Genomic DNA, 23,008 nt, shown 5'->3' with positions numbered 1-23,008 from the left:
AACCGATGTCGGTACTGTTCGAAAAAGACGGGCGCGGACCTTCGCCGCTGGCTTTGTTGCTGCGCGGCGTGGTGCTCCTGGTCGCCGCCGTGCTGGTGGTGTCGTTGCTGCTGATCAAATCGACGGGCGCCTTCGACGACAAGGTCGAGGTCACCGCGATGCTCGATCAACTCGGTGACGGCCTGCCCCCGCGTTCGGATGTCAAGTTCCGCGGCCTACTGGTCGGCACCGTCGCATCGGTCGAACCGGCGACCAACGGCGGCCGCAATCGGGTTCTGTTGCAGATGGATCCGGCGTCGCTGGGCAGAATTCCGCGTTCGGTCACCGCGCGGGTCGTGCCGAGCAACGTGTTCGCGGTGTCCTCGATCCAACTGGTGGACAACGGTCCCGCCCCCGCGCTCACCGCGAGCGCCGAAATCGCCCAGGACAAGAGCCTTTCCACGATCCAACTCCAGACCGCGCTGACCAAACTGCGCGAGATCATCGCCAGTACCGCGCGTCTCGGCACGAGCAATACCGTCGGCGTACTCGCCGCGGTCGCCGAGGCCACCGACCGGCGCGGCGCCGATATCGTGGCCGCGGGCACTCAACTGGACCGCATCACCAAGGAATTCGACGCACTGCTCACACCCGACGGCAGTACTCCGACGCTGACCCTCATGGCCGACGCGGTGCGCGGCCTGAACGCCTCCGCGCCCGATCTGCTCGACGCGCTGCACCACGCGGTGACACCGATGCGAGTACTCGCCGAACAGGACGAACAGCTCGTCTCGCTGATCTCCGCGGGGAACAACACCCTGGCGTCGGTCAACGGAACCCTGGACCGGAGAACCGACCAGATCGTCACTGTGACAGAGCAGATGGGGCCGGTCCTCGACGTGTTCGCCAAGGGTTCGCCGTCCTTCACGCCGATCGTGACGACGATCAGGAAGATGTCGGACAAGTGGTACCAGGAGTTCTGGAACTCCGACAGCCCGCGCGGCCGTGGCAAGTTCCAGTTCCGCTTCACCCCGCACACCCTCTACACCCGTGCGGATTGTCCGCGGTACGGCGATATGGCCGGTCCGAGTTGCGCGACCGCGCCCGACGTCATTCCACAACAGGAGTTGCCGGCGACCATGGACCCGAGGAACTTCACGGCGCCGCCCGATCTGCCCGCCGACCTCCAGGAATTCCTGCGCCGCGCGCTCACCGGTGAGGCGAACGGAGCCGAGTCGATTCTCGGCTCGCTGCTGGCCGACGGTCCGCTGTTCACCGGGGGTGCGCGATGAACCTGCGCAAACCGCTGATCGGGGTCAGCCTGTTCGTCGTTGTCTCCTTCCTGCTGATCTGGATCACCTACGTCACCCTCGACCGCGGCATCAACAGCGAAACCCATTCCTATTCGGCGGTTTTCACCGATGTGACCGGTTTGCGGGCCGGTGACGACGTGCGGATGGCCGGCGTGCGGGTCGGGCGCGTCGACAAGATCGAGTTGGACGGCGACAAGGCGAAGGTGAGTTTCCGCGTCGAGGTCGATCAGAAGCTCTACGGCAATACCAAGGCGTCGGTGACGTACCAGAACGTCATCGGTCAGCGGTATCTCGGATTGTCGCTGGCCGACTACCACGCGCCGCAGCAGTTGCGCCCCGGCGACCAGATCGGGTTGGACCACACCGAACCGTCGTTCGATATCTCCGCGCTGCTCAACGGTTTCGAGCCGCTGTTCGGTGGGCTCGATCCCAAACAGGTCGACAATGTCACCGAGGCGTTGATCCGGGCGCTGCAGGGCGACAACACCTCCCTGGTACTGCTCATCGAACAGGTGTCCTCGCTGGCCCAATCGCTGGCGGGACCGGATCAGGTACTCGGTTCGGTGATCACCAATCTCAACCATGTGGTCGGGGATCTCGCGGTGCACAGCGACGAGGTGAGTTCGCTCATCACCAGCTCCCGCTCGATCGTCGAGGGGTTGTCGAAACATCGCGAGGAACTGATGGGAACGCTCACCGATGTGAGCGGTATGACCACCCGCATGGCCGAGGTAGTCGGCGGCATTCAACCCGATCTCGACGAATTGCTCTACCGTGAACCGGGTTTCACCCGCCATTTCATGGAGAACAAGAGCGAGTTCGCCTACCTCGGGTTCAATCTGCCCGCCCTGATGAAGGGGCTGGCACGGGTCAGCCAGCAGGGCGCGTTCCTCGACACCTACCTGTGCGATATCAACGCCACGTTCCTGCCTTCGCTGTCCGAACTCGTTCCCACCATCGTCGGCATGGCATCGGCCACCGGCAAACCGCAATATTCTCCGACCTGTCAGGTGAATTGATGAGTCCGAAAGATCTCGCGCGTCGATCCGCCGTGGTGCTGCGTCGACCACTGGAAGAACATCGCAAGGTGGTGCTGGGCTCGGTGGCGCTGGTGTTGCTGGCCGCGATGCTCTTCGGCGCGGTGGGATTCACCCGACTCGGTGTGGGCACCGAGGAATACGAGGTGGAATTCGCCCAGGCCGCCGGGCTCAGCCCCGGTGACTCCGTCACGGTCGCGGGCGTTCCGGTCGGCACCGTCACATCCCAGCGGCTGGCGGGCGACCACGTCGTCGTGCGGCTGACGGTCGAGAATTCGGTCGCGCTCGGCGCGGAGACCAGGGCGTCGATCAAACTCACCACCCTGCTGGGCGCGCGCTACGTCGAATTGCGTCCCGGTGGCACCGGATCGGTTCCGGATCGTCGGATCACGTTGAGCCACAGCGCCGTTCCCTACGACCTCCAGGAAGCGCTGGACAACGCGACCGTCACCTTCGACCAGATCGACGCGGGCCAGATCGGCCGATCGCTCGACACCCTCGCGACCCAGCTCGAGGGCGTGCCGTCGGTACTGCCCGGTCTGCTCGGCAATATGCGGTCGCTGGCCACGATCGTCGGCGACCGGCGCGGCGAACTGACCGCGCTGCTCGCGGGCACGGAACGTCTGACCACGGTGGTCTCCGAACAGCAGTCCGATCTCGGGCAGATCATGACCCAGGGGCGCGACCTGCTCACCGAGGTCGTCGCCCGGCGCGACGCGATCCTGCGGCTGATGGAGGGCACCCGGCAGCTCACCGGCCAGATCCGCGACCTGGTCGGCACCGACAGGGCCCAGGTCGACGAACTCCTCACCGGGTTGAACGGCCTGCTCGACACCCTGTCGCGCAACGACGAACTGCTGCGCAACCTGCTCGAGGTCCTGCCGGTTCCGATCCGCAATTTCACCAATGCCTCCGGTACCGGCAAAGAGGTCGACTTCACCTCGTTGGCGGGGCCGATGATCGACAGCTGGATGTGCGCGATCAGCAGCCGCGCCACGCAGGCCAACCTCCAGCCCTATCGCGAGGACTGCCGATGAACGTCAGAAGTGTGCTGAGTCGGGTCGCGGTCGTCGCGGCGATCGGCGCGATCGCCGGTTGCTCCGGCAGTGTCGCCGGACTCGGCGATTCCACGAAAACCGTTGTCGCCGACTTCGACAACGCCGCGGGACTCTATGTCGGCAATTCGGTGGCCGTCCTCGGCATGCCGGTGGGCAAGGTCACCGCGATCGAGCCGCACGGTCCCGTCGTCGAGGTCACGATGGAGATCGACGACGACATCGCCATTCCCGCGGGCGCCCGGGCGGTCACGGTGTCCACCTCGGTGCTGACCGACCGGCACGTCGAATTCACTCCGGCCTACCAGGGCGGTCCCGCGCTGGCCGACGGGGCCCGAATCGGGGTCGACCGGACGAAGACACCGGTCGAATTCGATCGCCTGCTCGGCGCGGGGGAGCGGATGGCCGGTGAGCTGTCCGCCGAGAATCCCTCCGACGGCCCGATCGCGCAGTTGCTCGCGGTATCGGCGACCATCGCCAGCGGCAGCGGCCCGCAGATGCGCGAGACGATGGACGAACTGGCCACGGCGTTGCGGATGGGCGACGACGGTGGCGCACAGGTGCGCGAATCGATCACCCGCATCGTCGAACAGCTGTCGGTGCTGGTCCGCGCGGCCTCCGACAACGACGCGGTGATCCGGGAATTCGGTACCGCCACCGGCCAATTGGGTGATGTGCTGGCCCAGCTCGATATCGGTTCGGGTTCGACCGGCGCGCAGATCAACGACATCATGGCGCAGACGACGGCCCTGCTTACCGACAACGCCGACGAACTGCGCGCGACGCTGTCCAACGCGAGCACGGTGACCAAGGCGCTGGCCGACTACCGGACCCAGCTGGCCGAATTCATCGACGTGACGCCACTGCTGCTGAACAACGCCTACAACGCGATCGACTTCGAGCATCGAGGGGTGCGGGTGCACGCGATGCTGGACAAGGTCTTCTTCGACGGCCAGCTCATCAAAGAGGTCTGCAACATCCTGGGATTGCGCCAACTCGGCTGTGCCACGGGAACTCTCCAGGATTTCGGGCCGGACTTCGGTCTCACCGACATGCTGACCGCGATGTCGAGGATGGGGCAATGAGCACACGCGACAGACGCGCTCGCGTGATCGCCCTGGCGGCGCTGGCGCTGGCCACGAGCACGGCCTGTTCGGTGGGTCTGGGTGATCTGCCGCTGCCGGCGCCGGGCGGCGGCAGCAACAGCTACACGATTCACGCCGACTTCGCCAACGCGCTGAATCTGCCCGCCAAGGCGAAGGTTCGGCTGTCGGGAGCCGAGGTCGGCGAGGTCTCGGCGATGGCGGTGCGCGACTACAACGCGATCGTCACGATGAGTATCGAGAAGGGGGTCCGGTTGCCGCTGGGCACCCGCGCCGAACTGCGGACCGCGACCCCGCTGGGTGATGTGTTCGTCTCGCTCACCGCACCCACCGACGCCACCGACGCGACCCCGATCCTGCGCGACGGCGACAGTATCGCGCGCGACGCGACCGCCGCGGCCGCGACCATCGAGGAGCTGCTCACGACTGCGTCACTGCTGGTCAACGGCGGAGCCATTCGCAACCTGACCAATATCGTCAACGGCCTGGGGCGCGCGGTCGGGGATCGAGGCGATCACGTCGCAGCCCTGATCGAACAATCCACCCGGGTGGTGCAGGCGCTGGCCGCCCGTTCGGAGGACATCCGCACGACCTTGGCCGAGATCGACCGGCTCACGGCCCGATTGCACGAACAGGCGGGCACCATCGACGATCTGGTCTTCGCGACCGGTCCGGCCTTGGCGGTGGTCAAGGACAACGCGGATCAGGCGCTGGCCCTGGTGCGGCGGGTGGACGAGATCAGCGGTCAGCTGATGCGGTTCCCCGGCTTGAACGGCAGCGAGGGCATGGTCGCCGATATCAACCGGATCGCGGCCGAACTCAACGCCGCCGCGACCGATCCCCACGCGAGCGTGGCCGCCATGAACGCGATGCTGGGTCCGGTCATCGCGATCACCAACGGCACCGCCGCCAGTGTGGACGCCGACGGACAGGATCTGGCGATCGGCGCGCTCCCGGATGTGAACCACAGCGGCGATCCGCTCAGCCGGATTCCCGACGGCTCGGACTGGCAGGCGTTCGTCGGCACCTTGACCTACACCCTGCTCAAGTTGCAGGCACAGATCACCGGGGGCCGATGATGAGTACCTCCACTCGCTCGGGCGGGTCCGGCGTGAACGCTGTCGAACTGCTCGCCCGCGCCACGGTGACGACCGTTCGCGTGGCCAGGCAACGGCGCAACGCGCTGTCGGCCGTCGCGCTGGTTCTGCTGATCGTGGTCGGCAGCGGCTACCTCGTCTTCGGGGCGCTCGGCGCCGATCCGACGGCGACGACGATGAAGGTCCGCGTCCATCTGGCCGATTCCGGCGGTCTGCTGTCCGGGCGCGAAGTCAGCCTGCGCGGTGTCCCGATCGGCAAGGTCGAATCGGTGGAATTGAGCGATACCGGGATCGTCGCGGTCGCGGAGGTGGACGCCGACACTCGCGTGCCCGCCGACAGCGAGGTCCGGGTCGCGGGCCTGTCGATGGCGGGCGAGCAGTATCTCGACTTCCGCCCGACCCACGACAACGCCCCGTACCTGAGCGACGGCGCCGAGATCGCGGTGGGACAGACCTCGACGCCGACACCGATGTGGAAGACGCTCTCGTCGCTGGATACCGCTCTGGCGCAGGTGAATCCGGCCGATCTGGAAGCCATCGTCGAGGAACTGGGCGTGAGCCCGGAGGGACCGGGCAAACTCGCCGATATCGTCGACGGCGGCGTCTTCCTCATCTCGACCCTGGATTCGGTGCTCCCGCAGACGGTGAGCCTGCTGAAGGACAGCAAAACGCTGCTGGCCACCATCGATGACTTCGGGCCCGGCCTGCGCACCTTCGCTCAGAACGCCGAGAGCGTCATGAGCGGAGTCGAGGCGAAGACCGGCGGATACGTCGAACTGCTCGGGGCGGCCCCCGGCACCCTGCGCGCGTTCGACGCGGTGCTGGCGCAGAACTCCGGGACCGGCGCCGACCTGCTGGCGAATCTGGCGGTGGTCGCCGATGTCACCGGTAAACGCGTTCCCGCCTTCCAGGAGTTCTTCTTCCCCACCGAGCGCGCCGGTTCCACGTTGGACGGAATCATGGTGGCGTTCCACGACGGCGGGATCTGGGGTCTGGTGAACCTCTACCCGCGCTACGTCTGCGATTACGACCTGCCCCGGCAGGCCCCGTCGCGGCCGGATTTCCCGGAGCCGTACCTGTACACGTACTGCCCGAACAACGACCCCTCGGTGCTGATCCGTGGCGCGCGCAACGCGCCGCGTCCGCCGGGGGAGGAGATTCCCGGCGCTCCGCCGCCGGGAGAGCCCGCCGACAAGCGGACGGCGCCGTCGCCGACCGGTCCGGAATCACTTCCGCTGACCTTCGGCGGTCCATCACTGCCGCCCGCCCCACCCGCGCCGAAGCGATGAGGCGAAGGCAGTCCATGCAAGGAATAACCACACGCGAGGAAACACTATGAGCGACAACGACACCGGCAGCTCCGTCGCGACGAAGGAGAAGTCCGAGGGCGCGGCTGCCGAGACCGAGGCGACCGTTCAGGACAGCGAGGCGGCCGCCGCCACGGTGGTGCTGGACAAGCCCGCCGCCGCGAAGGTTCAGGCCGCCGAGCCCGCCGAGCCGCCGACCGAGGCCGATGCGTTGCCGCCCACAGCCGGTAAGTTCTCACGGCTGCCCCTCGTGATTCGTATCCTGGTTCCGCTCGTCTCCCTGATCGCCATCGTGGCGCTGGTCGCGGCCGGTGTGCTCGGCTGGAAACTGAAGCAGGAGCGCGATATCGACGCGGCGGGGGAGGCGGGACTGGCTGCGGCTCGCACCTACGCTGTCACCCTGACCAGCGTCGACTCGAGCAAACTCGACGGTGATTTCGCGGCGGTCCTGGACGGATCGACCGGCGAGTTCCGGGATATGTACACCCGTTCCAGCGGACAGCTGCGCCAGCTGCTGCTGGAGAACAAGGCGACCGGCAAAGGCACTGTGCTGGACGCCGCCATCAAGTCGGCGACCGAGACCAAGGTCGAGGTTCTGCTGTTCATCGATCAGACGGTCACCAATTCCGCGTCGGCCGATCCGCGAGTGGATCGCAGCCGCGTCGTGATGACGATGGAACTGGTCGACGGCCGCTGGCTGGCCAGTCGCGTCTACCTGCCCTGATTCGCACCGAATCGGCTGGTAGCGCGGTTGCGCACTCATGAGAATGAGATTCCCACAACTGAATAATGATGTTATCCTTCCACTGGTTGCTTCGATGTTTCAGGAGTTCCGCACATGACTGATTTCGATACGGTCGATTACTTCACCGACCAATCCCTGGTCCCGGATCCGCACCCGTATTTCGATCACATGCGGGCGAAGTGCCCCGTCACGCAGGAGCCGACATTCGGCGTGTACGCCGTGACGGGTTACGAGGAAGCGGCCGAAGTCCTGAAGAACTCCGCCGAGTTCTCCTCGGCGATCGCGGTGGGCGGTCCGTTCCCGCCCCTGCCGTTCGCGATCGAGGGTGAGGACATCACCGACCTGATCGAGCAGCATCGCAGTCAGCTGCCGATGTACGAGCACATGGTCACGATGGACCCACCGAATCACACCTATGCGCGCTCCCTACTCAACCGGCTACTGACTCCGGCCCGGTTGAAGGAGAACGAGGACTTCATGTGGCGGTTGGCCGACCGCCAGATCGATGAATTCATCGCGCAGGGGAAGTGCGAATTCCTCGCCTCCTACGCCAAGCCGTTCTCCCTGCTCGTCGTCGCCGATATGCTCGGCGTCCCGGAGGAGGACCACGAGGCGTTCCGCATCGTGCTCGGCGCCCCGCGCCCGGGCGCCCAGGTCGGCGCGCTGGACAACGAGATCGTGGCGAGCAACCCGCTGGAGTGGCTCGACGAGAAGTTCAGCGCCTACATCAGTGACCGGCGCGAGAACCCGCGCGACGACGTGCTCACCTCGCTGGCGCTGGCGAAATATCCGGACGGCTCCACCCCCGAGGTCATCGACGTCGTGCGCTCGGCGACGTTCTTGTTCGCCGCCGGTCAGGAGACCACGGCGAAACTGCTGAGCGCGTCGCTGCGGGTACTGGGCGACCACCCCGAGGTGCAGGCGCAGTTGCGTGCCGACCGCACCTTGATCCCCGCCTTCATCGAAGAGACCCTGCGCATGGATTCGCCGGTCAAGAGTGGTTTCCGGCTCGCCAAGCGGGCGACGTCCATCGGTGAGACCGAGATTCCGGTCGGCGCGACCGTCATGGTCTGCCCCGGTGCGGCCAACCGTGATCCGCGCCGGTTCGACAACCCGCACGAATTCCGTCTCGACCGGGCGAACTTCCGTGAGCACATGGCCTTCGGACGTGGCGTGCACTCCTGCCCCGGCGGCCCGCTGGCCCGCGTGGAAGGCCGGGTCTCCATCGAGCGGATCCTGGATCGGCTCGGCGACATCGGCATCGACGAGGAGAAGCACGGTCCCGCCGGTGCGCGCGACTACACCTACGAGCCCACGTTCATCCTGCGTGGACTCAGCGACCTGAACATCACATTCACCGCCAATTCCTGACATCACCAACGAATTTCCCGTAGCGGTTCACGTGAACCGCTACGAACACGACGACGAATAGAGGTAGAGATATGAGCGGACGCGTAGAGGGCAAGGTCGCCTTCATCACGGGTGCGGCGCGTGGTCAGGGTCGTAGTCATGCGGTGCGTCTGGCGCAGGAGGGCGCGGACATCATCGCGGTGGATGTGTGTGCCTCGGTCAGCGGTACGGATTTGATTCCGGCGTCGACGCCGGAGGATCTGGCCGAGACCGCCGAACTGGTGAAGGCGCAGGGCCGCCGGATCGTGACCGCCGAGGTCGACGTACGTGATTTCGACGCGCTGTCGGCGGCTGTCGCCGGTGGTGTCGAAGAGCTGGGTGGGCTCGACGTCATCGTGGCCAATGCCGGTATCGGTAATGGCGGTCAGACGCTGGATCAGTTGAGTGAGGCCGATTGGTCCTCGATGATCGATATCAATCTGGCCGGTGTGTGGAAGTCGGTGAAGGCCGGTGTGCCGCATCTGCTGTCGGCGGGTAAGGGTGGTTCGATCATCCTGACCAGCTCGGTGGGCGGGATCAAGGCCTACCCGAACACGGGTCATTACATCGCGGCCAAGCACGGTGTGGTGGGTTTGATGAAGACCTTCGCGGTCGAACTGGGTCAGCATTCGATCCGGGTGAACTCGGTGCATCCGACCAACGTGAACACCCCCATGTTCATGAACGAGGGCACCATGAAGTTGTTCCGTCCTGATCTGGAGAGCCCAGGTCCGGAGGACATGTTGCCGGTGGCGCAGTTCATGCATGTGTTGCCGATCGGGTGGGTGGAGCCGGTCGATATCAGCAACGCGGTGCTGTTCCTGGCGTCGGACGAGGCTCGTTACATCACGGGTTTGCAGATGACGGTGGACGCGGGCAGCACCCTCAAGTAAGAGCAGTACGCACTATCTCGACGTTTTCCGGGGCGCGCAGCGCGTCCCGGAATTCGTTCGTTCACAGGCATATTCGTGAAACGGTCGGCCGGATGCCCGGTCACGCCGCTTCTCCGGAAGGGAATGGAGGCACACTGTGCGATTCGGACTGTGTGTGCCGTGTCTCGGTGAATTCGCCGATCCGCGGCGGGTCGCCGAATTGGCCCGGCGCGCCGAGGAATCGGGCTGGGACGGCCTCTACGTGTGGGACCACGTCGTCTTCCCGTTCGGAGCCGTCGAAGTGGCCGACCCGTGGGTGCTGCTGACCCTGGTCGCCGCCGCTACCGAGCGAATCTCCTTCGGCCCGTTGGTGACTCCGATCGCGCGGCGCCGGGCCGGGACGCTGGCCCGGCAGACGACCTCGCTGGATCGACTCTCGAACGGCCGCCTCGTCCTCGGTGCGGGACTCGGGTTCCCGCTGGAGGCCGAATACGGCACCTGGGGTGAATCGATCGAGCCCCGCGAAGTCGCGGCCCGCCTCGACGAGGGCCTGGATCTGCTCGCCGCGCTGTGGTCCGGCGAGCGGGTCGATTTCACCGGCCGGCACCTCACCGCCACCGATGTCACCTTCCTGCCGACTCCGGTCCAGCGGCCCCGCCCACCGATCTGGATCGGCGGCAACTGGCCCAGCCGCGCGCCCCTGCGCCGGGCGGCGCGCTGGGACGGTTTCGCCCCGATGATCATCGGACCCGACGGTTCGTTCGCGCCGACCCCCGAGATCGTCGGCGAGATGACGCGGATCATCGGCGCGCATCGGGAGAGTTCGACACCGTTCGATATGGTCGTGACAGGCCGGACTCCGGCCGACCGGTCCGCGGAAACCGTCGACAGGGTCGCCGCGGTCGCCGCGGCGGGCGCCACCTGGTGGCTGGAGGGTTTCCATCCCGGACCGGGCGAGTACGAGCAGGCGTTACGCCGAGTGGAGTCCGGCCCGCCGCGCGAGTTCGCGGCCACCGGGCCCAGTGAGGAGCAGTCAGCATGACCGAAACGGCGCGAGAGCACGCAATCGTGACCGACGACGGTCCCGACCTCGAATCGTCGGTCCAGCGCATGCTCGATATCTTCGACGTGCGGCCCGCGGGCGAGAACAGCTTCACCGGCACCAGCGACGGCGGTTCCCGCAAAGTGGTCGACGGCACCCAACTGCTGGCCCAATCGATCGTGGCCGCCGCGAAACTGCTGCCGGGCAAGTCGATTCGCTCGGCGCACGTCGTCTTCGCGCGTGCCGCCGACGCCGATCTGCCCGTCGAATTCGCCGTCGACATCACCCACGAGGGCCGATCCATCGCCTGCGCGGAAGTGGTGGTGCACCAGGGTGCGCGCCGCTGCGCGTCGGTGACGATCCTGGCCGACGTTCCGTCGGCGGATGTGATCCGCCACCACGTGCCGCGTCCCGCCGTCGCCGGTCCCGCGGAAGCGATCGAGGCGTGGATGCCGATGACGGGGCGTCAACTGCGCATCGTCGATGTCGCCGACGTGAACGATCCGGACGAGGTCGGCCCGCCCGAGCTGCACGCCTGGCTGCATTACGACCCGATCCCCGACCGCGACGATCTCGCCAAGGCTCTGCTCGCGCATTTCACCGGCCACCTGTCGGTGTCGACGACCATGCGCGCGCACGCCGGGGTCGGCACCAGCCAAGCCCACCACACCATCTCGACCGCCGTGATGAGCGTGACGGTCAGCTTCCACGAACCACTCGGGTGGGACGGCTGGTTGCTCTACTCCCACGAGAGCACCCAGGTGGGTTCGGGAATGTCCTACGTCCGCGGCCTCGTGCACACCGAGGACGGCAGGCTGATCGCCTCGTTCACCCAGGAGGCGCTCATCCGCCCGCTCGCCGGTGACGTCTCCGCCATTCCCGCCTCGGCGCGGCTCTGAGCACCGTACGGAAAGGACCATCCGATGAGTTCGCCATCGCTACAGCCCTCCGCCTTCGATGAGCGACCGGACTACCGCGTCGACATCCATCGACGCCGCAACCTGGTCACCGCCCACCTCGGCGACCGGCTCATCGCCGAGACCACCCGCCCGCTGCTCGTCGACGAACAGGACCACGGCCTGGTCTTCTACTTCCCCCGCGAGGACGTGAGAGTCGAACTGCGCCGGGACGAGTCGGTATCGACGCGCTGTCCCTTCAAGGGTCAGGCCAGCTACTGGCGTTTCGACGGCGACGGTGAAACCCCGCTGTGCTGGAGCTACGACGACCCCATCCTCCAGGTCGCGCGCCTACAGAACCACGTCGCCTTCTACCAGGACACCCTCCACATCCGCCTCGGCGTCGCCACCCCCGCCGTCGTCGGCTATCCCCCCAAGAGCTGACCCGGCGGGCGGGTACTCCCGCGCCACGCGTTCGCGCCGAAGAACCACGACAACCCGTGCGCACCACGCGCACGGGTTGTCGTGTGTCGGATCAGGCCAGGTCGTACCGGTCGAGTTCGGAGACCTTCACCCACGCGCTGACGAAGTCGCGGACGAACTTCTCCTTCGCGTCGTCGGTGGCGTAGACCTCGGCCAGCGCACGCAGTTGCGAGTTGGAGCCGAAGACCAGGTCGGCTCGGCTGCCGGTCCACTTGACCGTGCCGGAGGCGTCACGGGCCTCGAAGGTTTCGGCGTCCTCGGAACTGCCCGAGACCGGCGACCAGGTGATGTCGAGATCGAGCAGGTTGACGAAGAAGTCGTTGGTCAACGTCTCCGGGGTGTCGGTGAGAACGCCCAGCGTGGACTGCTGGTAGTTCGCGCCCAGCACCCGCAGGCCGCCGATCAGGACCGTCAGCTCGGGCCCGCTCAGGGTGAGCAGGTTCGCCTTGTCGACCAGCAGGTATTCGGCGGGCAGCCGGTTACCCTTGCCGAGGTAGTTGCGGAAACCGTCGGCGGCGGGCTCGAGCGCGGAGAACGACTCCACGTCGGTCTGCTCCTGGGTGGCATCGGCGCGGCCCGGGGTGAACGGCACCTCGATCTCGAATCCCGCACTCGCGGCGGCCTTCTCGACCGCGGCCGCGCCACCGAGGACGACGATGTCGGCGAAGGAGATCCTGGTGCCGCCCGACTGCGCGGCGTTGAACGCCTCCTGGACGCCCTCGAGCGTGCGGATCACCTGGGCGAGCTCGTCGGGTTCGTTGACCTCCCAGCCGATCTGCGGCTGCAACCGGATCCGGCCGCCGTTCGCGCCGCCGCGCTTGTCGCTGCCGCGGAACGACGACGCCGCGGCCCACGCGGTCGAGACCAGTTGCGACACGGTCAGACCGGAGGACAGGATCTGGTTCTTGAGTGCCGCGATGTCATCGGCCCCGACGAGGTCGTGGGTCACCGCGGGGATCGGATCCTGCCACAGCAGGGTCTCCTGCGGGACGAGCGGGCCGAGGTAACGCACCACCGGACCCATATCGCGGTGGGTGAGCTTGTACCAGGCCTTGGCGAACTCGTCGGCGAACTCCTGCGGATGGTCGAGCCACCGGCGGGTGATCCGCTCGTAGATCGGGTCGAAACGCAACGCGAGGTCGGTGGTCAGCATGACCGGCGTGTGGGTCTGGGTCGCATCGTGGGCGTCGGGCACGGTGCCCGCTCCCGCGCCGTCCTTGGGGATCCACTGCCACGCGCCCGCGGGGCTCTTGGTCTTCTCCCACTCGTAGCCGTAGAGCGTCTCGATGAAACTGTTGTCCCAGGCCTTCGGGGTGGGCGTCCACGCGCCCTCCAGACCACTGGTGATGGCGTCCTTGCCGACGCCGGTGCCGAAACCGCTGCGCCAGCCCAGCCCCTGCTCCTCGAGCGGCGCGGCCTCGGGCTCGGGACCGACCAGGTCGGCCGGACCGGCGCCGTGGGTCTTGCCGAAGGTGTGCCCGCCCGCGATCAGCGCGGCGGTCTCGACGTCGTTCATCGCCATCCGGTGGAACGTCTCGCGGATGTCGATCGCGGCGGCGAGCGGATCCGGATTGCCGTTGGGCCCTTCGGGATTGACGTAGATCAGGCCCATCTGGACCGCGGCGAGCGGTGCTTCGAGATCGCGGTCGCCGGAGTAGCGTTCGTCACCGAGCCAGGTGTGCTCGGGACCCCAGTAGACATCTTCCTCGGGCTCCCACTGGTCGACCCGGCCGCCACCGAAACCGAAGGTCGTGAAACCCATGTCCTCGAGCGCGACATTGCCCGAGTAGACGAACAGGTCGGCCCACGACAGTTTGCTGCCGTACTTCTTCTTGACCGGCCACAGCAGACGCCGTGCCTTGTCCAGGCTGGCGTTGTCCGGCCAGCTGTTCAGCGGCGCGAACCGCTGCATGCCCGCGCCCGCGCCGCCCCTGCCGTCCTTGATGCGGTAGGTGCCTGCCGCGTGCCAGGCCAACCGGATGAACAACGGACCGTAGTGGCCGTAGTCGGCGGGCCACCACGGCTGCGAGGTGGTCATGACATCGATGATGTCCTGCTTCACCGCGGCGAGATCGAGGGTCTTGAACGCGGCGGCGTAGTCGAAATCCTCGCCCATCGGATTCGCGACGGCCGGATTCTTCTGCAGGATCTTGAGGTTGAGCTGGTTGGGCCACCAGTCGCGATTTCCGCCGCCCTCGGTGGGGTGCGCGCGCAGGCCGGAGATCACCGGGCAGCCGGGCTCGGTGTTGGCTTCCGCTATCGGCGGATGTTCCTCGGGCATGGCAATTCCTTCCGAAAAAGGGTGTGATCAGGCTGTGATCACATCCGTGATGTGGTGCAGCCGGGGCACAGGCCCCAGTAGATGACTTCGGCCTCGTCGAGCTGGAAACCCTCGAAGCTGTTGTCGTCGGCGGCGTTCAGGCAGGGTGTGTCGCCGACGGCGCGGTCGACGTCGACGATGAGCCCGCAGGAACGACAGATCAGGTGGTGGTGGTTGTCGCCGACCCGCGACTCGTAGCGGGCCGATGAGCCGGACGGCTGTATCCGTCGCACGAGTCCGGCGGCGGTCAGGGCGTGCAGCACGTCGTACACGGCTTGCCGGGACACCCCGGTCAGCGCCGTGCGGACGACTCCGTAGATCGTGTCCGTATCCGCGTGCGGGTGCGTGCGCACCGCGTCCAGCACCGCGATCCTCGGCTGGGTCACACGCAGGGCAGCCGCTCGCAACTGCTCTGGGTAATCCGGCGTCGTGGACACCCTGACACTATGACTCGCTTTTCTGGAATGAGTCAAGAGTTTGTCCGATTCAATTTTCGGAGAGAAGGGGATACCCGGTCCTCGCCGGTTCATCCATCGGTGCGACGCCCGATCGGATCGTATCGAAACACCGCGTGCCTGTTCGGGTTTCGAGGTGAGGTTCCCGGGTATTCGCCGATCGTTCACGTCGATGGGACCGGAGCGAGCGGAGAGACCGCTGTCTCATCGACAGCCCCACGTGGGGTGTGGTGTGCCTCCCGGCACCGCTACCTGTCAGAGGAAAGCGATATGAGTCGAATCACAGCATCCACGGCACCGTCGACGGCGTCGTCATCGCGAGCCGGTGTGTCCGCGACGGCCGGACGGTTGACCCGCAACAGCGCCTTCGAACGCTTCGCCCGCGCGGGGTTCATCATGACCGGGATCGTCCACCTTCTCGTGGGCTACATCGCCATCAGGCTCGCGTTCGGCGGCGAGGGCAATTCCGCGGACCAGTCCGGCGCCATGGCCGAACTCGCGGAGAAGCCGGGCGGTGGGGTCGTGCTGTGGGTGGGAGCTGTCGCGTTCGCGGCGCTCGGGCTGTGGCGACTGATCGAATCGGTCGTCGGCAGCTCGTCGAAGCCTCGTCCCGACAGCACGAAATCGCTGGTCTTCCACCGCGGCAAGGCGTTCGGCGAGGCGGTGCTGTACTTCGTCTTCACCGTCTCCGCGATCTCGTTCGCGCGTGGCAGCGGTAAATCCAGCGGCGAGCAGAACTCCGGGCTCACCGCCCGGATGATGCAGAGCACCTCCGGCACGATCGCCCTCGTCCTGATCGCCTTGGCCATCATCGCGATCGGCGGCTACTACCTGTACAAGGGCGCCACCCAGCGCTTCGTGAAGGATCTCGAGGGAAGCGTCGGCTCGGTGACGCGCAAACTCGGCACCGTCGGATATATCGCGAAGGGCACCGCGATCGCCGGCATCGGTGTGCTCGTGATCGTCGCCACCACCCGATCGGAGCCGGACGAGGCGTCGGGGCTCGACGGGGCGTTGAAAACCCTGGGCGCGCAGCCCTACGGTGTCTTCCTGCTCGTCGTCGCGGGCCTGGGCATCATCACCTATGGCGTCTACAACTTCGTCAGGGCCCGGCACGCGAAGATGTGAGTGTTCCGTTCCAGCACGACAGCGGCGATGGCGCGTCACCGAACCGGTGGCGCGCCTCGCGTCGTCGGCATCGCCTGTTCTCCGGTCGTCGGCCCGCTGCGAGCACCATCGATACGAGAGAGGATCATCGACGCCAGCGCTTCGGCGGCCTGCTCCGGAATCCAGTGCCCGATGCCGGTGAGCGGCACGAATTCATAGTGACCGGTGAGGAAGTCGCCACATCGTTGCGCGGCCTCCCTCGTGACCGCCATATCCTCCTCGCCCCACACGAAGGTCGTGGGCACCGAGACCGCGGGCACCCGTTCCCAATCCGACCCCTTCGCGCGATACCAGTTCAGCGCCGCCGTCATCGCTCCCGGCTCCGACAGCACCGCGATGTGCCGATCCGCGAGCGCGGCGGGCACCGCGTCGCCGAAAGCCAGCCGCAATGCCGCCCCGCCCTCGGCGAGCAGGAGTGCCGCGTCGATGCTGCCGTCGTCTATCGAGGTCATGTACTGCGACAGTTCGCGTTGTCGCGGGTCGTGTTCCATCGAATGGGCGAACGCCGCGGGATGCGGGACCGAGACCGCGGTCAGCGACGCGACGAGTTCGGGATACTCGGCCGCGACGGCCCAGGCCACGACGGCGCCCCAATCGTGTCCGACCAGGTGTACCCGCTCGGCGGGCAGCGTCGCGCACAGTCCGAGCACGTCGTCGACCAATTCGCCGAGGCGGTACGCGTCCACCTCGGAAGGACGCGCGGTCGGCGAATACCCCCGTTGATCCGGGGCAGCCGAAGCGACGCCCCCCGCCGCGAGCCGTCGCGCCACGTCGGTCCACGAGGCCGCGCTCTGCGGGAACCCGTGGAGCAACAGGGCGTAGGCCGACGCGTTGTCCGCGGGTGTCTCGTAGACGGTGAATCGGTGCTTCCCGGCCTGCCGCAGTGTCGGCGTCGTCGCTGTCACGCCCACAGGTTAATGTCACCCGGGCCGAAATGTATACACCTGTCCGGATAACTGTATGGCTAATGGTCGGTCGCGGCTCCGTGCGTCGGAGAATTCGATACCCGGAGCCGCCGCCGAACTCAGGCGTCGGACGAGACGGTGACCGTCGAGCCGACCCGGGGGAGTCCGAGGTTGTCGCGCAGGGTTGTCCCTTCGTAGTCGGCGCGCAGGACGCCACGATCCTGGAGCAGCGGCACCACCTGGTCGACGAATTCGTCCAATCCGGTGGGCACCAGATGCGATCCGAGAATGAAACCGTCGGAACCGTCGTTCTGGACGAACGCGTCGATCTTCTCGGCCACCTGGGCCGCGGTGCCGACCAGCGGACCGCGCTCGAACTGGTCGATGACCACCTCGCGCAGGGTGAGCTTCTTCGTCTCGGCGACCTGGCGCAGTCGCTCGACCGTCGCGAATCGGTCCTGGTGGACGAAGGCGCGACCCCGGATGATCGGCGGGGCTTCGGGATCGGGGTCGATATCGGGGACCGGGCCCTCCGGGTCGTAGCCGGACAGGTCGCGATTCCAGATCTGTTCCAGCAGGATCAGCGCGGTCTGGCCGGTGACCTGCTCGTTGCGGACGGCGTGGTACTTCTCGACGGCGTCGGCCTCGGTGTCGCCGAGGACGAAACTGGCCGAGGGCAGGATCTTGATGTCGTCGGCGGCGCGTCCGGCGGCGACGGCGCGCGCCTTGATGTCGCGGTAGAAGTCCGCGGCCTCGGGCAGCTTGCCGTACGGGGAGAAGATGGCGTCGGCGTTGGCCGCGGCGAAATCGCGCCCCTGCGGCGAGACGCCGGCCTGCAGGATCACCGGCCTGCCCTGCGGACTGCGCGGCACCGTGAACCGGCCGGAGATGTCGAACTGGCTGCCGCGGAAGGCGAATGCCCCGGCATCGGCGCGGGCCAGGAACCGGCCCGAATCCTTGTCGGCGACGATATCGTCGGCGTCCCACGAATCCCACAGGGCGCGAACAGCCTCGAGCGTCTCCTCGGCGCGCACGTAGCGGTCGGCCGGATCGAGGAAGCCGCCGCGACGGAAGTTCTGGCCGGTGAACGCGTCGAAGGAGGTCACCACGTTCCAGGCGGCCCGCCCGCCGGACAGGTGGTCCAGGCTCGCGAGCTGGCGGGCCAGCTCGTACGGCTCGTTGAAGGTGGCGTTGATGGTGCCCGCGAGTCCGAGATGTTCGGTGACCGCGGCGATCGAGGCGAGCACCGTGAAGGTGTCGGGCCTGCCGATGATGTCCTGGTCGAAGATCTCGCCCGCGCGTTCGCGCAGGATGAGTCCCTCGGCCAGGAAGAAGAAATCGAATTTGCCGCGTTCGGCGGTCTTGGCGGTGTGTTCGAAACTGCTGAAATCGATCTGGCTGCCCGCCTCGGGATGCCACCAGGCGGTGTGATGGTTGACGCCGCCGAGGTAGGCGCCGAGGATGACCTGCTTACGTGGGGTGCTCACGGTGACCTCGCTCAGACAGTCGTGTAACGGTTGGGGGCGGTGGCGGACAGGCCGAGCAGCGAACGCAGCGACCCGTCCGGGTAGTCGGCGCGGAACGCGCCGCGCCGCTGGAGGACGGGGACGAGTCGGTCGGTGATGGCGGTCAGGTCGTCGACGGCGACGCCGGGGCGCAACCGGAATCCGTCCGCGCCCTGTGCGCTCCACTCGAGCAGGAGGTCGGCGAGATCGTCCGCGCTTCCGGTGAAAATCGCGGCGTCGGAGGAGAACTCACCTCCGGAGAGTTCGTCCAGACGAGCCAGGCGCTGTGCTCCCGATTCGTCGTCGGTGTCGAGGAAGACGACCAGATCGGGGTAGACCCGCAGCGGTTCGCCGCCGCGTTCGGCCCGCGCCGAGGCCGCCGCGACCTGTTCCAGGATGTGGCCGGGCCCGGCCGCGCGTCCCGGGGTCACGAACACCACATCCGCGACGCGCGCGGCGAATTCGTAGACCAGCGGGGAATGGGCCAACGCCGTCACCACCGGCTGCCCCTGGGGCGGACGCGGGGTGATGGAGGGGCCGCGCACGCTGAAGAAGCGGCCTTCGAAGTCGATGTAGTGCAATTTGTCGCGGTCGATGAAGCGCCGGGTCGACACCTCGCGGATCTCGGCGTCGTCCTCCCAGCTGTCCCACAGCCGGCGCACCACCTCGACGGCGTCCACGGCTTCATCGAACAGATCGTGCACGTGGGCCGGATAGACACCCGAACGCAGCGCTTCGCCCAGTTCGGCGGCGCTGAGATCGGGCACGGTACGTCGCCCGAAATGCGCGGCCTCCTGCGCGGTACCCGACACCCGTACCTGCCAGCCCGCTCGGCCGAGCGAGGTGTAGTCGAGCGTGGCCAGCGCTGTGGAGACGTGGAACGGTTCGGTGTGGGTGGTGGTCACCGTGGGTATCAGGCCGATCCGGCGCGTGACCGGCGCGACGCGCGCCGCGATCAGGTGGGCGTCGATCCTGGCCCGTACACGGTCGACGGCATCGTCGGCCGGGGTGTGCGGTGGTCCGGGAATCGTCAGTGTGTCCTCGATGGTCACGAAGTCGAGCAGTCCGCGTTCGGCGGTGGTGACCAGATCGGTCCAATAGCCGGGACCGAACAATTCGGCGGGACGTGAGTTCGGCGCTCGCCAGGCGGCCGGATGCCAGCCTGCTCCGTCGAGCGCGACGCCGATATGGAGTGGGTTCGGTGCCATCGTCTCCCGTTTCTGTGCTGCGTGAAGGCTGTGTCACTCAACGCGCGAATCCGCGCCTCCCGGGATCCGCTCTCGCGGCCGCTGCCGGGCGGTCCGCGTCATCGCACGCGTCGTCGTGTCGCGCCGACCCGTTCCGCCTGGCCTTTTGTCGGACGAAGACACCGGCGCGGTTCTCGTCGACGAGGCTGTCAACCGTTGAAATCAGGTCGATCGCGGGGAAATACGTTGTCCCCGAGCAGAATCGGATCGTAGCCTCCTGAGATGGGTGCTCGCCGCTGCCACGGATCGCGATGAGCGCAACCGGTGCCCCGTGTTCCTCCGGTCGACTAGCTTCGTAGGTTCGGGCGACGACGTGGAGGAGTGCGGTGACCACTGAGCGGACCATCCACCTCGAGACCACCGGGCACCCGCTCGACGATCCCGTCGGGGCTTCGCTCCGCGGCGCGCACCGCCGATTCGCCGAGCGAGCGGGCCGGATCATCCGCTACGACCCGCAGGTCGCCGGATTCATCGCCCATCCGCCGGCGCCCGAGGCTGAGGACTGGGCCGATCTGGCCGGATTCCTCGGACCGGACGGCACCGCGGGCCTGCGCGGCGAGAGCTACGCGCTGCCGTCGGATTGGACCGTCCTCCAGGAACTCGACTCGCTACAGATGGACGGCACCGCCCTGCGCGTAGCCCACGATCCCGAACTCGAGGTGCTCACCGCCGACGACGTTCCGGCGATGCTCGAATTGATCGCCCGTACCGAACCGGGTCCGTTCTTCCCACGGACGATAGAGATGGGCGTTTACCTGGGCCTGCGGATCGACGGCAGGCTGGTGGCGATGGCGGGAGAACGACTGCGCCCACCGGGCTGGACCGAGATCAGCGCTGTGTGCACCCTCGCCGAATTCCGCGGCAGGGGTTTCGCCTCGCGCCTGATCCGTGCCGTGGGCGCGGGCATCGGGGAACGCGGCGAGCGGCCGTTCCTGCACACCCTCGCCTCGAATGTCACCGCGATACGCCTGTACGAGAGCCTGGGATTCAAGGTGCGCGCCCGCGCGAAACTGACGATCGTCCGGCCGCCGGTGCCCGCGCCCGGCGTGAATTGATCCACCGCGGATCACGCGCGCGCCGTCGGTTTCATATCCCCCGATTTCCGTAATTCGAGTCGGTTCGGCAATTCTCCGGAATCATCGAAATTGTTCTGGCGAAAGCCATTCGAGATCGTTATACGCCCACGATCGAAACAGCGGGCGGTCCTTTCTCGACCATGTCAGGCTTTCGAGTGGCGCACGTTGACGAAGACCGAAAAAAAACATTGGCACGTCACGGAAGGAGATAGTTTTGGCACAAGAGGATTCCCGCATCGGAATCACCGCCGAACAGGTCGCTCGTATCTCCGAACACGGCATGTGGGACCCCGACGGTTCGGTCCGGCCCGAGGCGGTGCGCATGGCCGCGACCCTGGTCGACGCGGTCCGGGCGCGCAGTGCCGAAGGGCGGGTGCCCGACGAACTCGGCGACGTCGTGGAGCGGGCACTGAACATGGTCGTCCCGACATTCCACCGCATTCCCGGCGCGAACGGTGTCGGGCTCTCGGCGCACATGTTGCAGCAGATCACCACCCGGCCGTGTCCGCTGGTCGTCATCCCCGCCGGATGGACGCCGGTCGGCTGGCCGCTGTTCGAGTACGGCTACCTCACCCTCGCGCTGAAGGGCTACCACGTGGTGGCCTACACCCCGCGCGGCATCGGCTGGACCACCTTCCCCGGGACGAACAAGCCGTGGATCGGCACCTCGGAGGGCACGGTCGACGTCGCGGGTCCGCTGGACCGCGAAGACGGACGCAAGGTGCTCGATTTCGCGATCGAGGCCCTCGCGCCCAGCCGGGTCGCGTTCTTCGGCGAGTCCTACGGTTCCGGCATCAGCCAGCTGGTCGCCGCCGAGGACGACCGGGTCGACGCGGTCGTCGCGTTGAGCACCTGGGGCAATCTGGCGACCAGCCTCTACGACAACGGAACCCGTCACACCAGGACCGTCGCCGCGCTGCTCGATCTCACCGGTGGCGACCGCGCGGACAAATTCGACGCCGACACCCTCGAGATCCTCACCAGGTTCGAAGAGGGCGGCGATATGGATCCCGTCGTCGAATGGGGCGAGGAACGCTCGCCGGAGAACTACGTCGGCGGCGCGGGTCCGGTGCCGACCTTCTTCTGCAACACCTGGCACGAGGGCCTCTTCCCGCCGAATCAGATGCTGCGAACCTTCCAGAAGTTGACCGGCCCCAAGCATCTGAGCATGTGGATCGGCGATCACGCGGTGCCGGAGGGGCCGGGCCTGATCGCTCCCTCCCTCACCCCGAACGTGGCCCTGCGTGAGGCCTACGCCTGGCTCGACCACTACCTCATGGACGAGGACAACGGCGTCGACACCTGGCCGGAGGTCACCAACCAGGTCATGTTCACCTACGTGACGACTCCGGCGGGCGACAACGGCGACCACGTCATCATCGAACCGGCCCGCCGCGAACAGAAGCGGTCCTGGTCGGCGGTCACCACCGATACCGAGACGCTGATCCTGACCGGTGCGCACGGCAGCGGTGACGGCGCGCTGCTCCCCGAGGCCACCGCCGACACCACCGGGTGGCGGCGCAGTTTCTCGGTGGGCAAGGAACCCGAGATCGTCGCCATGGACGCGATTCTCAGCACCGGGCAGCGGGAGTGGGAGGGCAATCCTAAGGCCTACCGGGTCGACGAGATCGACCGCGGTCACGCCCTGGTGTGGTCGACCGAACCGTTCGCCTCCTCCCGGCGCATCCGGGGTATCCCGAGGGTTCGGCTCGGCATCGACAGCACCGAATCCGCGGCGACGGTGATCGTGTATCTGCTCGATGTCGACGCCGACGGGGTGGGCCGGATGATCACCCACGAACCGATGACGGTCTCCTCGGGGCTGCCCGCCACCCCCGTGTGGGAAATGCAGGCCGCGGCCTACGACATGTCTCCGGGTCACCGCCTGATGGCGGTCGTGGACAGCATGGACCCGCACTACTCGACCGACAACATCCTCGACGCGACGATCACCGTCGGATCCTTCGACGGCGCAGCGTGTTTCGTGGAGATTCCGCTCGGCTGACACGCTCGTG

General features: G+C 67.0%; 20 protein-coding genes. 15 read left to right on the top strand and 5 right to left on the bottom strand.

The annotated features are described in order from the left end of the window. Nucleotides 1–5 precede the first annotated feature (5 nt). The 12 genes from DAT37_RS19195 to DAT37_RS19140 all read left to right on the top strand — a co-directional run bounded on the left by DAT37_RS19195 (nucleotide 6) and on the right by DAT37_RS19140 (nucleotide 12,279). Nucleotides 6–1,271: an MlaD family protein gene (locus DAT37_RS19195; protein WP_109526181.1), complete on the top strand. Its 1,266-nt coding sequence runs from the start codon at nucleotides 6–8 to the stop codon at nucleotides 1,269–1,271. Beyond that, nucleotides 1,268–2,311 carry an MCE family protein gene (locus tag DAT37_RS19190; protein ID WP_109526180.1) on the top strand — a complete coding sequence of 348 codons (1,044 nt, stop codon included), beginning with the start codon at nucleotides 1,268–1,270 and terminating at the stop codon, nucleotides 2,309–2,311. Before DAT37_RS19195 ends, DAT37_RS19190 begins: the two co-directional genes overlap by 4 nt. After that, a complete protein-coding gene (locus tag DAT37_RS19185; protein WP_109526179.1) occupies nucleotides 2,311–3,366 on the top strand; it encodes an MCE family protein in 1,056 nt (351 codons plus the stop codon). Before DAT37_RS19190 ends, DAT37_RS19185 begins: the two co-directional genes overlap by 1 nt. After that, complete coding sequence (locus DAT37_RS19180) at nucleotides 3,363–4,469, top strand: MCE family protein (protein ID WP_109526178.1); 1,107 nt, start codon at nucleotides 3,363–3,365, stop codon at nucleotides 4,467–4,469. Before DAT37_RS19185 ends, DAT37_RS19180 begins: the two co-directional genes overlap by 4 nt. Beyond that, nucleotides 4,466–5,566: an MlaD family protein gene (locus DAT37_RS19175; protein ID WP_109526177.1), complete on the top strand. Its 1,101-nt coding sequence runs from the start codon at nucleotides 4,466–4,468 to the stop codon at nucleotides 5,564–5,566. The genes DAT37_RS19180 and DAT37_RS19175 overlap by 4 nt, the downstream gene beginning before the upstream one ends. Next, nucleotides 5,566–6,873 carry an MlaD family protein gene (locus tag DAT37_RS19170; protein ID WP_109526176.1) on the top strand — a complete coding sequence of 436 codons (1,308 nt, stop codon included), beginning with the start codon at nucleotides 5,566–5,568 and terminating at the stop codon, nucleotides 6,871–6,873. The genes DAT37_RS19175 and DAT37_RS19170 overlap by 1 nt, the downstream gene beginning before the upstream one ends. 46 nt (nucleotides 6,874–6,919) lie before the next feature. Continuing rightward, nucleotides 6,920–7,615, top strand: coding sequence for a hypothetical protein (locus DAT37_RS19165; protein ID WP_232839854.1), 696 nt, complete (start codon nucleotides 6,920–6,922; stop codon nucleotides 7,613–7,615). A 114-nt stretch (nucleotides 7,616–7,729) separates the two neighbouring features. After that, nucleotides 7,730–9,007, top strand: a complete 1,278-nt coding sequence (locus DAT37_RS19160) for a cytochrome P450 (RefSeq protein WP_109526175.1) — start codon at nucleotides 7,730–7,732, stop codon at nucleotides 9,005–9,007. Nucleotides 9,008–9,078: 71 nt separating this feature from the next. Then, nucleotides 9,079–9,918: a mycofactocin-coupled SDR family oxidoreductase gene (locus DAT37_RS19155; protein ID WP_109526174.1), complete on the top strand. Its 840-nt coding sequence runs from the start codon at nucleotides 9,079–9,081 to the stop codon at nucleotides 9,916–9,918. A gap of 136 nt (nucleotides 9,919–10,054) precedes the next feature. After that, nucleotides 10,055–10,939, top strand: a complete 885-nt coding sequence (locus DAT37_RS19150; protein WP_109526173.1) for an LLM class flavin-dependent oxidoreductase — start codon at nucleotides 10,055–10,057, stop codon at nucleotides 10,937–10,939. Continuing rightward, on the top strand, nucleotides 10,936–11,838 hold the full coding sequence (locus tag DAT37_RS19145) for an acyl-CoA thioesterase (protein WP_109526172.1): 903 nt from the start codon (nucleotides 10,936–10,938) through the stop codon (nucleotides 11,836–11,838). The genes DAT37_RS19150 and DAT37_RS19145 overlap by 4 nt, the downstream gene beginning before the upstream one ends. A gap of 24 nt (nucleotides 11,839–11,862) precedes the next feature. Continuing rightward, nucleotides 11,863–12,279 (top strand): DUF427 domain-containing protein, encoded by a 417-nt coding sequence (locus DAT37_RS19140; RefSeq protein WP_109526171.1) that lies wholly within the window; start codon nucleotides 11,863–11,865, stop codon nucleotides 12,277–12,279. A gap of 91 nt (nucleotides 12,280–12,370) precedes the next feature. On the opposite strand, the gene katG is transcribed toward DAT37_RS19140, so the two are convergent. Then, entirely contained in the window at nucleotides 12,371–14,599 is a 2,229-nt protein-coding gene (gene katG / locus DAT37_RS19135) for a catalase/peroxidase HPI (protein WP_109526170.1), read from the bottom strand. Between the two features lie 38 nt (nucleotides 14,600–14,637). Beyond that, a complete protein-coding gene (locus DAT37_RS19130) occupies nucleotides 14,638–15,075 on the bottom strand; it encodes a Fur family transcriptional regulator (protein WP_109526169.1) in 438 nt (145 codons plus the stop codon). A 288-nt stretch (nucleotides 15,076–15,363) separates the two neighbouring features. Between DAT37_RS19130 and DAT37_RS19125 the strand changes: the two genes are divergently transcribed. Continuing rightward, nucleotides 15,364–16,221, top strand: coding sequence for a DUF1206 domain-containing protein (locus DAT37_RS19125; protein ID WP_109526168.1), 858 nt, complete (start codon nucleotides 15,364–15,366; stop codon nucleotides 16,219–16,221). Between the two features lie 35 nt (nucleotides 16,222–16,256). On the opposite strand, the gene DAT37_RS19120 is transcribed toward DAT37_RS19125, so the two are convergent. The 3 genes from DAT37_RS19120 to DAT37_RS19110 form a co-directional block, all read right to left on the bottom strand. Beyond that, complete coding sequence (locus DAT37_RS19120; RefSeq protein WP_157978553.1) at nucleotides 16,257–17,165, bottom strand: alpha/beta fold hydrolase; 909 nt, start codon at nucleotides 17,163–17,165, stop codon at nucleotides 16,257–16,259. Nucleotides 17,166–17,284: 119 nt separating this feature from the next. Then, a complete protein-coding gene (locus DAT37_RS19115; RefSeq protein WP_109526166.1) occupies nucleotides 17,285–18,652 on the bottom strand; it encodes an NtaA/DmoA family FMN-dependent monooxygenase in 1,368 nt (455 codons plus the stop codon). A gap of 11 nt (nucleotides 18,653–18,663) precedes the next feature. Continuing rightward, entirely contained in the window at nucleotides 18,664–19,878 is a 1,215-nt protein-coding gene (locus DAT37_RS19110) for an LLM class flavin-dependent oxidoreductase (protein WP_109526165.1), read from the bottom strand. Nucleotides 19,879–20,243: 365 nt separating this feature from the next. On the opposite strand from DAT37_RS19110, the gene DAT37_RS19105 reads away from it, so the two are divergent. Together DAT37_RS19105 and DAT37_RS19100 are read left to right on the top strand one after the other, a co-directional pair. Beyond that, nucleotides 20,244–20,972 carry a GNAT family N-acetyltransferase gene (locus DAT37_RS19105; RefSeq protein WP_109526164.1) on the top strand — a complete coding sequence of 243 codons (729 nt, stop codon included), beginning with the start codon at nucleotides 20,244–20,246 and terminating at the stop codon, nucleotides 20,970–20,972. Between the two features lie 235 nt (nucleotides 20,973–21,207). Further along, a complete protein-coding gene (locus DAT37_RS19100) occupies nucleotides 21,208–22,998 on the top strand; it encodes an alpha/beta fold hydrolase (protein WP_198654344.1) in 1,791 nt (596 codons plus the stop codon). Nucleotides 22,999–23,008: the final 10 nt, after the last annotated feature.

This window comes from Nocardia aurea, from assembly GCF_003123685.1.
Taxonomy (GTDB): domain Bacteria; phylum Actinomycetota; class Actinomycetes; order Mycobacteriales; family Mycobacteriaceae; genus Nocardia; species Nocardia aurea.
This window is presented reverse-complemented; position numbering and strand designations above follow the sequence as displayed.

Coding starts and splice junctions, on each gene's coding strand:
- DAT37_RS19155 (WP_109526174.1), top strand. CDS start 9,079: ATGAGCGGACGCGTAGAGGGCAAGGTCGCCTTCATCACGGGTGCGGCG.
- DAT37_RS19160 (WP_109526175.1), top strand. CDS start 7,730: ATGACTGATTTCGATACGGTCGATTACTTCACCGACCAATCCCTGGTC.
- DAT37_RS19140 (WP_109526171.1), top strand. CDS start 11,863: ATGAGTTCGCCATCGCTACAGCCCTCCGCCTTCGATGAGCGACCGGAC.
- DAT37_RS19180 (WP_109526178.1), top strand. CDS start 3,363: ATGAACGTCAGAAGTGTGCTGAGTCGGGTCGCGGTCGTCGCGGCGATC.
- DAT37_RS19170 (WP_109526176.1), top strand. CDS start 5,566: ATGAGTACCTCCACTCGCTCGGGCGGGTCCGGCGTGAACGCTGTCGAA.
- DAT37_RS19125 (WP_109526168.1), top strand. CDS start 15,364: ATGAGTCGAATCACAGCATCCACGGCACCGTCGACGGCGTCGTCATCG.
- katG (WP_109526170.1), bottom strand. CDS start 14,599: ATGCCCGAGGAACATCCGCCGATAGCGGAAGCCAACACCGAGCCCGGC.
- DAT37_RS19175 (WP_109526177.1), top strand. CDS start 4,466: ATGAGCACACGCGACAGACGCGCTCGCGTGATCGCCCTGGCGGCGCTG.
- DAT37_RS19110 (WP_109526165.1), bottom strand. CDS start 19,878: ATGGCACCGAACCCACTCCATATCGGCGTCGCGCTCGACGGAGCAGGC.
- DAT37_RS19190 (WP_109526180.1), top strand. CDS start 1,268: ATGAACCTGCGCAAACCGCTGATCGGGGTCAGCCTGTTCGTCGTTGTC.
- DAT37_RS19165 (WP_232839854.1), top strand. CDS start 6,920: ATGAGCGACAACGACACCGGCAGCTCCGTCGCGACGAAGGAGAAGTCC.
- DAT37_RS19195 (WP_109526181.1), top strand. CDS start 6: ATGTCGGTACTGTTCGAAAAAGACGGGCGCGGACCTTCGCCGCTGGCT.
- DAT37_RS19145 (WP_109526172.1), top strand. CDS start 10,936: ATGACCGAAACGGCGCGAGAGCACGCAATCGTGACCGACGACGGTCCC.
- DAT37_RS19185 (WP_109526179.1), top strand. CDS start 2,311: ATGAGTCCGAAAGATCTCGCGCGTCGATCCGCCGTGGTGCTGCGTCGA.